Raw genomic sequence first — 16456 nt, 5'->3', positions numbered from 1 at the left:
TTAAAATCAGATGGTTTTGAGGGGTGTTTTGCTTCAAAACTCGTTCCAAAATCTACGTTCCGATTGCCATACATTATTGCGAGGTGATTGAATGAAAAACTATGTTTTCGGGTACGCCAGAGTGTCAACTGAGGCACAAAATCTGGACAGGCAGCTTGATGCCCTGGAAAAATATGGCGTGGATATGATCTACAATGAAAAAATGAGCGGGACAAAAAAGAACCGTCCCGAACTGACAAAGCTGCTGGACCGGATAACAGAAGGCGATACCGTGGTAGTCGAGTCTTTGTCCCGGCTGGGGCGCAGTACGAAAGACCTGATTGAACTTACCGAGATTTTCCAGAGCAAAGGCGTAAATCTTGTGTCGCTCAAAGAATCTATCGACACGAACAGCCCAACCGGTAAGCTCCTGTTCACGCTTATGTCAGCCATAGCCCAGTTTGAGAGGGATGTTATTGCTGACCGTACCCGTGAAGGGTTGAAGTCGGCCAGGGCCAGAGGAAGGACAGGGGGAAGGCCGAGGGCCGATCCTGAGCAGGTGAAAAAAGCGGTTAAACTGTATAAAACGGAGCAGTATTCCATCAAGGAGATTGAGGAACTGACGGGGATTAAGAAGTCTACACTTTATAGAAATTTGTAGGAGGGATTCTGTTTATGATTAAAAAGTTAAAGCCGATCCATGCAAGGGTGGTAATTGAGACACGCCGCCCGTTGGGGCTTTTCTATGTACATGAAAATGGTGGTTATGTTGGGATTGACAATTCTACTGGTCATGCATGGGTTGAGGAATTTGCCAGCCTGCGGCAGTGTAAGGAGTGGTTGCATAATCCGTGGGTGACGGTAGAGCCGATGGAACTGGAGGCGGCAAGCTGATGGCGGGGTATAAAGTTGAGATAATGGAAATATTGAGGCATGTGGTTGAGGTGGAAGCCGGAAGTCAAAAGATGGCAGAACAGATAGTGAATGATAGATGGAAAGATGGCGAGTACATTCTTGATGCGGACAATTTTGCAGGAGTGGAATTTAAAGCCGTTCCAGTAAATAGGTAGTGGGATGGCTGTTTTGCCTGTAAAGATGTGGAAAATAAGGGGCGGATGATGTTGCCCTTTATTTTTTTACAATAATTTTTTTAATTTGCTCCTACCAGAAAATAAAAATTTGGAAAGGGGTTGATGTTATGACTACATTTGATATTTGTCTCAGCAAAACATGTTGGTGTGATGTGCCTTCTGCATCTATGAGAGAAAGTCTGTCAAAAGGGATTGCCCAGAATATATTTTCTGTTGAAAGCAGTCAATCCAAAATGTTTGTTAATATTGTAGGTGCAAAAGGGTATTCATTCTGCCCATCAACTTTTACAAATGAACATCTGAGCAAAGATACTTTTAAACAGACTCAGTTGTTTGCGCTTTCTTTCAATAATTTGAGCAGTTCCAATAAAAAGCAAGATAGTGGTTTCTCATTTGCGGATATTAAACAACGTGCAAGGCAATATAATCTGCCGATTTTCTTTGCATACGATATTTTTTCCAGCCTTTCGTGGGAATCTGCCCATCAAATGTTCTGTATTGTGTTCCTTAATGAAGTATCCATTTACAGCTTGCGGGAAGCTGAAGTAATACAAAAGGCTTTGCTTACAATTTTTCCCGAAGCAGACAAGAAGTACAACGGCATCATTGATCTGCATTTTGGAGGAAACAAAGTTTTATATTTTGATGAAAAGATGCCGACTATCAATCCTGATATGGTACTCATGAATATGTCGCTCTATTTGAAGAATCGGTATGGGGCTACTAATTACAAGCGGAAGATTGTTTCATTTGCTGAGGGCACAGGCATTGTTTTAGATGGCAGAAAACTTCCTGTTGTTTCACTAGCCGAGGAATTGAGGACTAATACGGATCTTAAAATGGAAAAATATTATGATGAGAATCCCGGCAGGATTCCTCATCATAAAAATGATAAAAACTCACCAAAACCTATTATATATAATAATAGGGATTTTGGTGAAAAATTATTACGGCTGAATTACGTGATTAACTTTCAAGAGGATGTTGAACAAGAGGAAACTCAACAGTCAATGACAGTCAGGAAGTACCATATTCATCAGCCATACAGATCAAGTGTTATTAAATCTATCGGTTTCAGCTGCGAACTCTATCATGAATTTGAATCGAACGATAATAGAAGATGCCTGTCGAATAAAGAACTATTCGGCCTCGCTACAAACCTTGCCCTTGTTGAATCAGGAGAAAAAATATTTAAGGATATCCTTAAATCAAAATTCTCTGACAGGGATAACGGATTGACATTTAGCAACTGGGATTATTACTTCTATTATATCAAGCGAAGGAATCCATACCCATGCAGTAGCTTTTGTCCTTATCACAGAACCTGCACTCATGGACAGAACATTCTGTCCACATGCAGTATACGGCCGCATCAAATCGAGAGGGTCAGCAATAACGAAGAACAGTTGGTAAGCTTGGATGAAGCCAGCGAAGATTTTAAGAAAAAATTCAATAGAGCAGTTGAATCAAGTGAAAAAGCTTGGCATGTTATCAAATCGCAGACCGCTTTGGGCAAGACACAAACGGTTTTGCAGTTGCTGAAGGAGCATCCGGAAATGAAGGTGTTGATAGTAGTGCCAACTAACAAATTGAAACGCGAAATTGCAGAACGTGCAAAAGCAATGGGTATCCACTTGGATGTATCACCCTCGCTGCATGAAATAGGAGATTTACTTCCTGTGGAAGTCTGGGATAATATTGAGACCCTGCTTGATTCAGGGAAATCGCCAATTCCACGTATTATCAAGGCTATCAAAAAAGAAAAAAAGTGCGATGCAAAAATATTGAAACAATATCTATCGGAACGTGATAAATTTTATGGTTCTACTGGCTGTGCTATTACCACTCACAGGCGCTTATCTAGTGTGGATTTGCAAAAATATGATCTTGTTATAATTGATGAAGATTACATATTTAGCACAGTCCTCGCAGATCGGATAACGGTTTCACTTTCAGAACTGAAACGATTGAAGAAAAAGTTGCCAACCCGTGACTCACTCTGCGCCAAAATAAAAAAGATTCTGAAAAAAAGTGAGTTTTATGGACTATTCACTGTGAATAAAATAGCATTTGATAAATCATATGCTGATATAGACACGGAGATAAATATTCAGGCATTGTGCGAGGGGACGCATTTTTGTTGCCGTGAAGAAGATGGAGGTGGCTGTAACAGCATTGTCTTTACAAAAAAAACGAATCTGCCTGACGGTGTTAAATACATTATGCTTTCAGCAACGGCAAATGAGGATGTCTGTAAATATTGTTTTGGAGATGAGAATGTCAGATTTTATGATTGCAAAAAGGCTATGTTGACGGGGACGCTTTATCAATACTATGAACGGCCCATGAGCCGCGCATACCTGGACGGTCATCCTAAAGTAATGGAGCATATCAAAAAATGGACAGGGTGTGAACATACGATTACATTCAAAAAATATGCGGATTACTGCACAGATGACATGTACTATGGTAATTGTGTTGGGTGTGATGTGTTGAAGGGGCAGGATATAGATGTCATTGGAACACCGCACCAGCCAGACTGGATATATAAGCTGTTCGCATTTATGCTTGGATTTGATACAGATGCCGATTTAAATCCGTGTGCCATTGTTACTTATAATGGATACCGATTTCGTTTTTCCACTTTTGACGATGAAATATTGAGGACGATTCAGTTCTATATTATTGAAACGGATCTGGAGCAGGCTGTTGGACGTGCAAGGCTGCTTCGGTGTGATGCTACTGTTAAACTGTTTTCTAATTTCCCGCTTCGGCAGGCGATCTTAATGGAATCAGAATATGATCAAAAAGAGTATACATGATAATGACACATAAAAAACCAATTTTCTTTTGTCAAATATAAATCACATAACCAGTGGGATTTACTGGGGATGGATTGCACTGTATCTACACAACTATAGCGCAATATAAAGTTCAAATTCCGCCAACTATTTTGTAAAAAATATTTGTAATAGGGAGGCAATATTATGAACTTAAATCAGGTATTTGAGCTGTCTGCGGTATTGGATAATGAACATTTTCAAAAGGTTTTTGCCAAGTCATATGATGGGGAAGATTATATAGATGGGGATAGTGGAGAATATATTGATCATTCTCTAGGCAGTAAAGGAATAACAGTCATCTACCGTGACAGCCAGTATAAAAAGAAGATTCGGGTGATTGTCAACACGTACCTGCTGGTAGATGATGTGTCTGATATAGACAGACTAATTCGAAAGCTGGATAAAAGGATTATTGAATATTTCAATGGGAAATACCGGATAGATGATTTTGTTTTGTCAGGGATGAATTTTGTTACAGATATGGATGTCGGCACCCGGGCAAATACTCTGGCATACCTGAAAGTTCTCAAGAGGATTGGCAGGGTGAAAGGATTCTCACCGGCTAGTTATGAATACTTTGATGATAATGCCAGCTTTTGCCTGTGCGGAAACAGCAATGACATTGAGTTCCTGCTTTATGACTTAGAAAGGGCATTTATACGTCAGCATAAAAGTGCCAATGCAGATTGGAAGAAACGGAAGCCTATAAAGGGGATTCTTCGGGCAGAGGTGCGGCTGATGAAGCCAAAGGCAGTCCGGGCTTATACCGATGCAGATGATGTGTCTGGGCAGATTGCAGACCTGTTGAAAAACAGCAGGAATATTTTTTTGGATACCTTCACACAGATTATCCCATTTGGGGATTTTTATAAAAAGGATAAAGCTGTGGAAATTATCCGTAAAGAGGTTGCTGACAGCATTATGAGAAGGAGGATGCTGCGGCTGCTGGTTCTAATTCCGGAGAAGAAATCGCTCCGTCTCGCACAGAAAGCCATGAACTGCCGGAATATAGAGAAAATAATGGATTCATTTGCCAAAATAAACCTGTCGCCTGTTACGATAAGCAAACGGCATGATGTGAAATATCTGGAATGCCTCTATGCATACCTTTTGGATGGAGATGAAGAGTGACCTGGCATAAAAATCTTTATGGAAATCAGTTATCGGATATGGTATACTATTCATAAGGGAGATTATAAGATTTAAGGGAGATGATGCCATGCGGAAACTTGAATATACGTTTAAGACAGATACATTGTTCAAAATGCTGTTTGTACAGTACCCGGAACTTTTAAAGAAGCTGGTGGCAGACCTGCTTGGAATACCGTTGGAGGGTATCGGGCAGTTCGTGATACGAAACCCGGAGATGCCGCCTGAGAATCTGGGGGACAAATTCTGCAGGCTGGATATCAACATGACCGTGAACGGCCAGCGTGTGGATCTGGAAGTGCAGGTCTGCAATGAGGGGGATTACCCGGAGAGGGTCATGTACTATTGGGCAAGGGAGTTTTCATCAGCGTTGCTTACTGGGCAGGGCTATTCTACCCTACCACGCACAATCGTTATCAGTATTATAGATTTCCCGCTGTTTGAATGTGAAGAATATCATTCTTTCTTCCAGCCGCTGGAGGTCACACGCCATACGCTGCTGTCGGATAAAATGGGATTCCATTTCTTTGAACTTCCCAAATTGCCGTCAGACGTGGGTGAGGATGATATGTTACTGCTGTGGCTTTCTCTGTTCAAGGCGGAAACCGAAGAGGAATTGGAGAAGATTAAAGAGATGGAGGTGCCAGTTATGAGTCAGGCGATAAACGCATATTATACGATTACTGCTTCGTCAGAGTTCCGTGAGAAAGAGAGACTCCGTGCAAAAGCAAGGCATGATGAGGCACAGGCGTTGCATAATGCAAGACGTGAAGCGAAACAAGAAGAAAAGTTTGAAATTGCCCGGCATATGATATCGGATGGTGAGCCTATAGAAAAGATTGTGAGATATACTGGTCTCACGAAGGAGAGTATAGAGAATTTGAAAGTTTAATAAAATCTAGCATGACTTTTTCAGCATCTTTCTTTTAGGCCTTGAGGAAGTGCAGGAGTTGCTGATAGATTTTAGTGGGAAGATCTTCCACAGGTTGATGGATTATTCGGACGGCATGGTGGTATTTACCTTCCACAATGGCGCGGAGGTCGGCACAAAGATTTGAAGACAGCAGGTAGGATATCCGAAAATCTCCAGAACCTGCTCGCTGTATTTGTGTATGGAAATTTGTGAAGAATTAAGGTATAATTTTAATGGTGGGAGGGTCTGACAAATCCGTCTTTGTGGAGTTGATAAATTCTGACTTTCCGGGCAATAGATCATACTGCGAAGTGATAAATATACGAGGTAAATATTGATATGAAGAGTAGACGAAAGTTTTCTATTTTTATAAGCTCTACTTATGAAGACCTTAAAGAAGAAAGACAGGCATTGATAGGTGTAGCGCTAGAGAATAATCTCATCCCTGTAGGAATGGAGCAATTTCATGCTGCTCCTACAAGCCAATGGAATGTTATAACAAAGATGATTGATGAGTGTGATTTTTACCTTCTTGTTATTGGGGGTCGGTATGGATCAATCGATGAAGAAACTGGTATAAGTTACACGGAGAAAGAATACAATTACGCAAAAACTAAAGGACTACCAGTGCTTGTATTGATTAAGCAATCTTCAGCTATTACTGAGAGTGAAAAGGATACTGGAGACTGCAAATATGACAAAATGAAAAGACTTGATGAGTTCAGAGAAAAGGTCAAAAATGATGAAAATACTGTTGATTTTTTCACAGATCTAAACAGTTTAAAGTATGTGGCATCACCGACATTTAGGAATGCCATTAATTATGTTGATGATAGTGCTGGATGGGTTCGATATCGAGATATAGTAGATGTAATCAATGAAGAGGCAGAAGGACGTAATAAGGCAAATGCTGAACTTGTAGAGCATCAACAGAAAATGTTAGAAGATATGAAAGGGATGTTTTCTCAATTTGGCAGTAGACTCACTGAGCTAGAGAATAACCAGTTAACCTGGGAGGAAATTCCCACAGTAACAAATGAAGATATCAATAAATTATTTCGGGTTGAAAATGAAACATTAATTATTGGAAATCCAGAGGGAGATAAATCAGTTGTAGGTCAAGATGATGTTGGCAATATTCCTGTGGAATCCGCTTTTTTGTTAGTGTATGCAGCTGATGGTGATGGTCAAATCATAAAGACACAGACACTTAGCTCGCCTACTCAGATTTTTACATCGGGTAAGCAGTTTATGGCTGATAACTCAAAAAGAGAATCCGCAAGATGGATAGAGGCGTTAGACCGACTTATAGAATGGGGATGGGTTAAAGCCGTAGGGTATAAAGGCGAAATATTTGAATTGACAGGAACGGGTTACAGTAAAGCAGATTGGTTGAAGGATGGTATGGGAATTGATACTTCAAAAGACCCACTTGACGAGTTAGAAGAGTTTGAATGTTGACATTTTTACATACATAAAATATCTCAAATTCTGGTTGGTAGGGATGATTAAAAATTCAGTAATCCCGTGGATACAAAAAATAACGATAGCCACTCTAAAAACGGGATATTGTTATTTTTACGAATAAGAAATATCGAAAGTGTGGCAATTTCAATTCTTAAAACGATAGCACCCATGCAAAAATTGTATCAATCTGGACACGCAATATGACTTGCGTACTACAATTTGAAGGCAATGACCGGAGCCAGAGGGAATTTATCCGCTGTATGGCACTGCGCAATGGTATGTGATAAATTTTGCGAATGCGGACAAGGATGAAATGATGGAGGCGAGCAGGGAGTCTTTCCTCTGTGAGTATGGAGAAATGGAGAGGCTGTTCAGAAAATGCTTTAGAAAACGATAAGAGATGTAGTACTCCAATTCTGATTATAATTATATCGCTTTTGGTGCTTTCAATCACTCAGGGGTTTGATTCTCCACAGCTTGCTGCGTTAAAAAAATGCCGAGTGAATAATATACCATAGCTTGCTGCGGGGAAGTTTATTTTGGCTTGTTTTGCCCTCATTTGATTATGTTGTGGCAAAATCGACATTTTTGCGATCTGTGTATATAAGATTCGATATTTTAGGTTGTTTACAAAGTAATTGAAATACAGAAAACATAAGATAAAGGTGCAATATGTCAGAAAGATGGACAGAAATTAAACAGATTGATGATGATATCTATGCTAATAGGCAGGGCAGAAAAAGGACTCAAAATGAAATTGATTTGCTTCAGGGCAAATTAAAAAATTTTGATAAAGAATATGTTTCGTTACGTTCTCATAAACAGTTTTTAGGGAAAGAAATTTATGGGAATCCAAGTGTAAGAAGCGCATTGGTTAAAAGTGGGTTGGAGTGTAATAATTCCAGAGTTAGAGAAGCGGCTCAGAGGTTACAGGAGCAGGACGTAGATGTAAAATGGGATATGGGGGTCAAAGAAGAACTTATTAATATATGCGTATATATTGATATGGGAGTTACTAAAATAAGTAATTGGAACATCTCTAATATATTGTATAAAATAGGAAAGTTTGGGTACGAAGAAATAGAGAACTATGAGGAATGAAAAATGACGATTAAAATTATTTCTAACTGTAAGTACCCTAAATATCAAATAAAAAAGAAGACAAATATTTTTTTTGATAAAAAAAATAAGGATTGGATTGATCGTATTTATTTTTTTAATGGTGGAATTTTATTTCGACTATTTGATAGGGGGGTATCTATGGATTCGTTGTATGACACTGATGAAATCTATATGTTGGTGCGTGAATATATAGAGTTTATGTTTTTTAATACAGAAATTGCAATTTATGGCGAATATGATATAGATAAATTTTCACAGGTAAAGGGGGTTAGAATTACAGAAATATGAATAAGGATAATCAGTATAAATCAGGCCGGGATATATGCGTAAGTGTTTTTCTTATTGTAATTATGATATTGCGGTTGGTGACTGAAAATACAGATTTATTTGCTTTTTTGCATTTATAAGCTTGATTGTAGCCATATGTGATATATATGTTGAAGTTGAGAGAAGATATGGTTATCATAGAAAGCGATTTTTGATAGTAAGGGGAGGCTTTATTATCGGTGGGATTTTTTGTGCTATTATAGTTGCAATTGTGGTTATACTTAAATGGAATGTTAGTTCCTTGTTAGTTGACGAACTTTCAATATTAGCACTATTTGCAAGTTTGACAAAAGAATTACACTGTCGTTTTTTAGGAAAGTACATACAAGGAAGCGAGGAAAATAAATTATGAATGTACAAGATGTAAAGGAACTGCTTTGTACCTATCGGGGAGAGTTGATAGATTGCTGTCTATATTTTTATAATATTGTAAAAGAGGAACCTTATGAACGTCAGATTGAATGTTTTCAGACACTGTGTGAAGAATATGGTTCAATTAAATCAAATGAAACTGTGATATTAGAAAAAGCCATCGAAAAAAAAGAGCTAGATATTCTTACGGATCAATATGGTGAATACGTTGATGAGGTATTAAATAGCCTTTTGAAAAAAGCATACAGCGAAACATACAGTAGTCGGCAATTTTATCACAATCTTTGGGCGGCATTTATTAATGGAGGTATTATTACATCAAGTAAGGAATTTGCGTTTGCTATCTACTATGTAATTATCGATAGGAAGATTCCGTATTTTGTTTTAGAACAAGGGCTACAGATGGATAATAAGATGTTTGAAAATTATATGATTGAGAATCGTGAAGTTATTGCAAAACTTCGATTTATTTTAAATCGAAGTTTTACCCAAAAGACAGAGGAGGCGTCTTTGCTTGTTCGAGAATTAACGCAACTTAATACTTTTGAAGAACAGGTAATAGCGATGGTAGCAATTCTTTCAACATTACGAGATGAACAGAAAAGATTAAAGAAATTCCTCAACCGAATTATTGATGGACAGTAAGGCGAACAAGAAAAATGGAAAATAAAAGGATAACTTTAAAACCACATGGAAGTTTACTTGGAATACAGAATGATGCAGTGCCGGGAAATCGGAGTGTGATAAAGAAAACTTTAGTTAATATTAGAGAAGACCTATCAGAAATCAAGAGAACAAATCCGCTTGTCATAAGCAAGGGAGGAATTCCGTTACTTTATGATGAAAGTGAGAATACAGTATATGTAGACGCAACGGACTCACATTCACTTATTATTGGTTCGACTGGCTCAAAAAAGACTAGGTTAGTTGTTCTTCCGCTGGTACATATGCTTTGCTATGCAGAAGAATCTATGATAATTTCAGATCCCAAAGCTGAGATTTATAATCGTACAGCAGCCATGCTTAAAAATAATGGATATAAGGTTACTGTATTAAACTTTCGCAATCCTTCTTTTGGAGAGGGGTGGAATCCGCTTGCTATTCCTTATGAATTATACAAGGTTGGTGAGAGGGATAGGGCTTATGAATTTATTAATGATATTGCTACAAATTTGATGTGTTCAGAATTAAGTCATCAGGATGTTTTTTGGGAATATTCAGCTTCTGATTTATTATTTGGATTAATTTTGCTTGCATTTAAACGTAGTAATGGAAATTCTGTATCATTTGAGGATGTTCTTGGTTTACGAGCAAAACTGTTTAATAATGGTAATCCTGATTTAAATATATGGGAAGATGCCAAGTCAGATTTATTGATTCATCATAGTTTAATTGGTACCGTTGAAGCGCCGGATCGAACGAGAACTTCTATTTTGTCCACATTTGACCAAAAAATGCGCATTTTTTCATTTCAGGAGAATTTGACGGATATGTTAAGGCAAAACACCATTTCCGTAGATAGATTAGGGTTTGAAAAGAGTGTTGTTTTCCTTATTATGCCAGATGAAAAGACCACATATCATAGACTGATTTCGTTGTTTGTTAAACAATGTTATGAGCGTCTAATTTACTTGGCGCAAAACTTAAAACAAGTAACATTTAAAACTCGAATTAATTATATTTTAGATGAATTTTCGACTTTGCCGACTATTAACGATTTCCCTGCGATGATAACAGCGGCTAGAAGTAGAAATATTCGTTTCTTTTTGTTTGTCCAAAGCCAAAAACAATTAGAACATCGTTATAAGGTAGAGGCTGAGACGATTGAATCAAATTGTAATAACTGGATTTTTCTTACTAGCCGTGAAATAAGCTTATTGCAGTCAATTAGTTTATTAGCTGGACAGACAGCAGATGGAAAGCCTTTAATCTCTGTTTTTGCTTTGCAGCATTTGGATAAAGAAAAGGGAGAGGCTCTGGTTTTTAGTGGGAGATTATTCCCTTTTATTACTGAATTAGTGGATATAGGTAAAATTGACAATGATGAGTATGAAGTATTAGAAATGACCGAAAGAATACCAGTTAGAACTACGATTGATAAAATTGATAATGGTTCTACTGATTCATTAGAAGATGATAAATTGGCGATTGAACCTGTTAAAGATGATACATATGATCTCCAGAAAGAATTGGAACGTAAATTTGATGAATTATTTGGCCCTATTAATGATGAAAGTGAAAACGAAGTAATAGTTGATAAGGAAAAAGATAAGCTTATCGAAACTTCTAAAGTAGTAAGTTTAGATTGTGAAACTAAAATGTTACATAATAAACATGAAGAGGATCTTGATAATATAATTGTTTTGAAAGATGACAAAGGAAACGATTGTAAATTTGAGTTTTTGGACTTAATTGAATACCAAAATGAAGAGTATGTTGTTTTATTGCCGATTGTTGAATCACAGGGAGAAGATGCGGGTGAAGTAGTAATTCTTCGTGTTGAGGAAGATGATTTGAATGGCGATGAGGAATCCTATTGTAGTGTAGAAGATGAGGATGTTCTTATGACCATATTTAAAATTTTTAAAGATAAATTTAAAGATGAATTTGACTTTGAAACATAATCTAATGCTGCGTTGAACTAGGATGTGTGAATAACATGAAGTATAGAACTCTGGGAAATTATTATGTGGCTGGTGGGAAACCATCTTGATACTAAAGGAGTATAATTTTTCAGCCTTTTGCTTGCAATCCCAGAGCGAGTTGTAAACGTTAAATCTGACGAATTTTTCCCAAATATATGTCATGATGCTGGGGGCAAAAGGTTCCCATCCAGATAATTGTTTTATTTGTTTCCGAATTGTGTATCGAATACATCCATTTGAGCCTATTTCATGTTGAAGCACAGGGGTATTTTTCGGCATTTTCTGTAATGTATAAGGTGTAGCCACCGGAACCCCCGTGAGCAACTCAATGGTGGAGCTTTACACCATGCAGAGGTATTTGCAGTACAACACCCTTGTGCGGAACCATTTGCAGCATTTTGACGCATGGGCGTCCACCTTCGGGGAAACCGTTTCCGCCATAGAGCTTGCGCCGGAGGGCAGCGGCTACCGGATGAAAACGAGGTTTGCACGGTTCTACAACCTGCCGGAGCTTATGATGATGTTCCGGGAGGTGGCGGACATCCAGACCGCCGATATGCTGAACCTGCCCGTGCCGGAAGCGGAATACAAGGTGGTGGCAGTAAAGCCCAGCGAGATACAAAAGGATATGGTACAGACGTTGGGGGAACGGGCGGAGCGTGTGCGAAACGGCATGGTAAACCCCATGCAGGACAATATGCTGCTGATTACCAATGACGGGCGCAAGCTGGCGTTAGACCAGCGGCTTACGAATGAAATGCTGCCGGACGAGCCGGAGAGCAAGGTCAATGCCTGCGTCAACGAAGTCTACCGCTTTTGGGAGGAGGGGAAGGAGCAGAAATTAACACAGCTATTGTTCTGCGACCTCTCCACACCGAAGAATGACGGGACATTCAGCGTCTACAATGACGTGCGGGATAAGCTGATTACGAAAGGAATCCCGCCGCAGGAGATAGAATTTATCCATGACGCCAACACGGAGGTGAGGAAAAAAGAGTTATTCTCAAAGGTACGCAGGGGAGCCGTCCGCATCCTAATGGGCAGCACGTTTAAGATGGGCGCAGGCACGAACGTCCAGAATTTAATCATTGCCAGCCACGATTTAGACTGCCCGTGGAGGCCGAGAGATTTGGAACAAAGGGGCGGTCGAACCATCCGACAGGGCAACCAGAACAAGAAAGTATTTATCGTGCGGTATGTGACCGAGGGGACATTTGACGCTTATATGTACCAGATGATTGAGAACAAGCAGAAATTTATCAGCCAGATCATGACGTCCAAAAGTCCGGCACGCACCATCGAGGACATTGACGAGGTAGCTTTATCCTATGCGGAAATCAAAGCCCTTGCCACCGGGAACCCATATATTAAGGAAAAGATGGACTTAGACATCCAGGTGTCAAAGCTGCAACTCTTAAAGCAGAGTTTTTTAAGCCAGCGTTACGAAATGGAGGATAAGGTGACGAAATACTATCCGATGGAGATAAAAAGGCAGAGCCAGTGGATTGTGGAGTACCAGCAGGACATCGAGCAGGTGAAGGCGCACACGCCGCCAGACCGGGACACGTTCCCACCTATGCAGATAAACGGTATGACCTATGGGGAGAAAAAGGAGGCGGGGCAGGCGATTATTGCGGCCTGCAAAGCCATGACTTCCCCCGATCCGGTTCCGTTGGGAGCCTACCGTGGGCTTGCGATGGAGCTTTCTTACAGCACCTTCAGCAAGGATTTTGTCATCACCCTGCAAGGGAAACGGGCGTACCATGTGACGTTGGGGACGGACATTCACGGGAACATTACCCGTCTGGATAATGAGATAGAGAAGTTTGGCGATAACCTCTCCCGGTGTGAGGAACATCTGGAAACTTTAAAAGCGCAGCTTGAAAATGCAAAGATAGAGGCAGTCAAAGAGTTCCCCAAAGAGCAGGAATTAGCAGAAAAGACTGCCCGGCTGGGGGAGTTAAATGCCCTGCTTGATATGGACAAGAAAGAAAATATCGTGCTGGACGTTGAGCCAGAGGAAGAAGAAACGGAGCCGGAGAAAGGCAGCAAAGACCGGGAACGGTGAAAAAAGCGGTATTGGGCAACCAGTACCGTTTACATAGCGGGGAAAAGGGAAGGCAAATGTGTAAAAAGAAAAATCGCACACTGGATTTCCCTGCCATTTCCTGCTATATTCCTCTGGAAAAAAACGGAAAGGCGGTGATAGATTTGATAGAGGATGAAAAGATTCAAAGGGTAATTGAGGAAAATGAGGGCTTTTTCCAGAACACAATTTCAGACATAGCCCGGACAAAGAAAGGAGCGAGGATTTTCTTTGAGTATGACAAGGAGCATAACTGATTCAGGGAGGGATAAAGATTATGGGAAATGCAAAAGGCGCAACTATCATGGACATAAAAAATATAGACATTTATAACCTGCCCAAATGGTTCAGCGACATCATAGAGGAGGTTGATATATTGTGTGAGGAGGCATTGAGAAGCTCCGTATCATACAGCAGGATTACAGAAGAACGGTACAAGATACTTGATAAGCACGATTTTATTTCAAAGCTGACGGATGACGGGGGTGTGGATGAACCGATGGAACTGACCGCAAGGGAAACAAAGGCACTGTCCAGATTTTTCACGTTGGAGTATGATAAGGCAAGGGCAGAAAGCATACAGATGTACCTTTTAGGGTGTAGCCATATTTTCAAATTGTTGCGGGCGTTGGAGGAAATATGAGCAGTTACATAGCCGGATGGTTTTCAGAAATGAAGATTGTCCGGCTATTTTTATGCCCGGATATTCTTAAATTCATTTGCAAATATCCAATCACGGGCAGGAAAGGAGCTGAAATTTATGCCATATATCGCACCGGAAGTCGTGCAGGAGGCAAAGCGGATGGACTTGTTGACGTATTTGAAAAACTATGAGCCTTATGAGCTTGTGCATTTTTCGGGCAACACCTATACCACGAAAACCCATGACAGCCTGAAAATTTCCAACGGGAAATGGATGTGGTGGAGCCGTGGGATCGGGGGCAGGTCAGCGGTTGATTACCTGATAAAAGTCAGGGACTATACCTTTATGGAGGCGGTACAGACGATTGCAGGGCAGGCGGCGATTGCGCCGCCTGTTTCCCTACCAGCCGAAAAGACAACAGAAAAGAAACTGCTTTTACCCAAACCAAACCGCTACCAGACGCAGGTTGTTTCCTATCTGAACAGGCGTGGGATTGACACGGACATCATTGGATTCTGTCTGCAAAGAGGGATGGTTTTTGAGAGCGAGAACTACCACAACGCTGTATTTGTGGGCATGGACAAGGGAGGAAAACCCCGGTATGCCGCCCTGCGTGGAATCGGGACGGACTTTATCGGGGACGCAAACGGGAGCGACAAAAACTATTCCTTTTCTATCCCGGCAGAGGGAAACAGCATAAAAGTCCACCTGTTTGAATCCGCCATCGACCTGCTATCCTATGCCACCCTGCAAAAAATGGACGACCAGGACTGGAGGGCGGAACATCTTCTATCCCTTGCGGGAGTGTACCAGCCAGCAAAGGAAATCGGGCGCAGCAAGGTTCCGGCAGCACTCACACGATTTTTAAAAGAGTACCCGGAGGTTGAAGAAGTGGAGCTGCACCTGGACAATGACCGGGCGGGCAGGCTGGCGTCAGAGGCGATCAAGACCGTGCTTCCGAAACAGTATCGGACACGGGATAAGCCGCCGCCAAAGGGCAAGGACTGCAATGATTTCCTCTGTATCCGGTTAGGAATCGGGATAACGGAGCGGGTAAAAAAGAATCACGGAAGGAGCCATGAGAGATGAAAACGTATGACGTAACAATAACGGAAACCCTGCAAATGACTGTACCCATTGAGGCGGAGAGCCTTGCGGAAGCGGAGCAGACAGCAGAGGATAACTGGAACAGAAGCCAGTATATTCTGGACGCAGACCATTTTGTGGGGGCTGATTTTAAGGCGAAAGAGTGCGTCCGGGACAAAGGCATAGGGCGGTAGGAAAGGAGGCGTTTGCCATGAGGCAGTATGAAATGACGCTGGTTGCCATCTCGGAAAAGAGGGTGAAAATCTCAGCGGAGAGTGCGGAAGCCGCCGCACAGATGGTGGAAAAGATATACAGCGAAACCAATCTCTTAGATTTTTCCAACCGGGACGTGACGGATATTTCCGTCCTTGCGAAAGCGGCGGATGTAAAAGAAAGCGGCTGTAACGCATACCCGGAGGGATGTGCAAAATGCCCGTATTCCTGCCCGATGGATGGGAAATGTATGCGGGATGATCCGGAAAACCGCTGTCAGGAGTGCGTGAACCATTGCAAAGTGTGCGGCAGGTGTGAGGCGAAGGAGTCCGGGGACTGTGGGCAGGAGTGCATAGAGTGTGGGCATTGCTGTCCGGAATGTGCGTGCTGCACCCATCCGATTAAGGAGCAGCAGCCGGGGAAGCATCTGTTTTCGGCGGGTAATGATACCAAAACAAAAGGCGGTACGCAGCCGCAGGGGTGATACACAATACCAGCAAGCAACGCCTTTGGATTGCCA

General features: G+C 41.0%; 16 protein-coding genes and 1 pseudogene. All 17 read left to right on the top strand.

The window, feature by feature from the left end:
• Positions 1–91: 91 nt before the first annotated feature.
• The 17 genes and pseudogenes from NSB25_RS18755 (at position 92) to NSB25_RS18675 (ending at position 16420) form a co-directional block, all read left to right on the top strand.
• Positions 92–640, top strand: coding sequence for a recombinase family protein (locus tag NSB25_RS18755; protein ID WP_103241257.1), 549 nt, complete (start codon positions 92–94; stop codon positions 638–640).
• Between the two features lie 14 nt (positions 641–654).
• Positions 655–873 carry a hypothetical protein gene (locus NSB25_RS18750; RefSeq protein ID WP_103241256.1) on the top strand — a complete coding sequence of 73 codons (219 nt, stop codon included), beginning with the start codon at positions 655–657 and terminating at the stop codon, positions 871–873.
• Complete coding sequence (locus tag NSB25_RS18745) at positions 873–1049, top strand: DpnD/PcfM family protein (protein WP_103241255.1); 177 nt, start codon at positions 873–875, stop codon at positions 1047–1049. Before NSB25_RS18750 ends, NSB25_RS18745 begins: the two co-directional genes overlap by 1 nt.
• A gap of 128 nt (positions 1050–1177) precedes the next feature.
• A complete protein-coding gene (locus NSB25_RS18740; protein ID WP_103241254.1) occupies positions 1178–3892 on the top strand; it encodes a DEAD/DEAH box helicase family protein in 2715 nt (904 codons plus the stop codon).
• Positions 3893–4057: 165 nt separating this feature from the next.
• A complete protein-coding gene (locus NSB25_RS18735) occupies positions 4058–5044 on the top strand; it encodes a hypothetical protein (RefSeq protein WP_103241253.1) in 987 nt (328 codons plus the stop codon).
• Positions 5045–5132: 88 nt separating this feature from the next.
• Complete coding sequence (locus tag NSB25_RS18730) at positions 5133–5954, top strand: Rpn family recombination-promoting nuclease/putative transposase (protein WP_103241252.1); 822 nt, start codon at positions 5133–5135, stop codon at positions 5952–5954.
• A gap of 360 nt (positions 5955–6314) precedes the next feature.
• The gene (locus tag NSB25_RS18725; protein WP_103241251.1) at positions 6315–7436 is read left to right on the top strand and encodes a DUF4062 domain-containing protein; all 1122 of its coding nucleotides are present in this window, start codon (positions 6315–6317) and stop codon (positions 7434–7436) included.
• 678 nt (positions 7437–8114) lie between these two features.
• On the top strand, positions 8115–8543 hold the full coding sequence (locus NSB25_RS18720) for a hypothetical protein (protein ID WP_103241250.1): 429 nt from the start codon (positions 8115–8117) through the stop codon (positions 8541–8543).
• A gap of 3 nt (positions 8544–8546) precedes the next feature.
• A complete protein-coding gene (locus tag NSB25_RS18715) occupies positions 8547–8852 on the top strand; it encodes a hypothetical protein (protein ID WP_103241249.1) in 306 nt (101 codons plus the stop codon).
• Positions 8853–9239: 387 nt separating this feature from the next.
• Positions 9240–9908, top strand: a complete 669-nt coding sequence (locus NSB25_RS18710) for a hypothetical protein (protein WP_103241248.1) — start codon at positions 9240–9242, stop codon at positions 9906–9908.
• Positions 9909–9922: 14 nt separating this feature from the next.
• Positions 9923–11887, top strand: a complete 1965-nt coding sequence (locus NSB25_RS18705; protein WP_103241247.1) for a type IV secretory system conjugative DNA transfer family protein — start codon at positions 9923–9925, stop codon at positions 11885–11887.
• A 322-nt stretch (positions 11888–12209) separates the two neighbouring features.
• Positions 12210–13976, top strand: a pseudogene (locus tag NSB25_RS18700) (helicase); the annotation flags it as partial.
• Positions 13977–14032: 56 nt separating this feature from the next.
• The gene (locus NSB25_RS18695; RefSeq protein ID WP_103241246.1) at positions 14033–14251 is read left to right on the top strand and encodes a hypothetical protein; all 219 of its coding nucleotides are present in this window, start codon (positions 14033–14035) and stop codon (positions 14249–14251) included.
• Between the two features lie 20 nt (positions 14252–14271).
• Positions 14272–14637: a hypothetical protein gene (locus NSB25_RS18690; RefSeq protein ID WP_103241245.1), complete on the top strand. Its 366-nt coding sequence runs from the start codon at positions 14272–14274 to the stop codon at positions 14635–14637.
• A 117-nt stretch (positions 14638–14754) separates the two neighbouring features.
• Entirely contained in the window at positions 14755–15726 is a 972-nt protein-coding gene (locus tag NSB25_RS18685; protein ID WP_103241290.1) for a DUF3991 domain-containing protein, read from the top strand.
• A complete protein-coding gene (locus tag NSB25_RS18680; RefSeq protein WP_103241244.1) occupies positions 15723–15917 on the top strand; it encodes a DpnD/PcfM family protein in 195 nt (64 codons plus the stop codon). Before NSB25_RS18685 ends, NSB25_RS18680 begins: the two co-directional genes overlap by 4 nt.
• 17 nt (positions 15918–15934) lie before the next feature.
• Complete coding sequence (locus NSB25_RS18675; RefSeq protein WP_103241243.1) at positions 15935–16420, top strand: hypothetical protein; 486 nt, start codon at positions 15935–15937, stop codon at positions 16418–16420.
• The last annotated feature ends 36 nt before the right edge of the window (positions 16421–16456 follow it).

This window comes from Acetatifactor muris (assembly GCF_024623325.1).
GTDB classification, from domain to species: domain Bacteria; phylum Bacillota; class Clostridia; order Lachnospirales; family Lachnospiraceae; genus Acetatifactor; species Acetatifactor muris.
The sequence above is the reverse complement of the archived record's forward strand: the minus strand, read 5'-3'. Positions and strand labels throughout refer to the sequence as shown.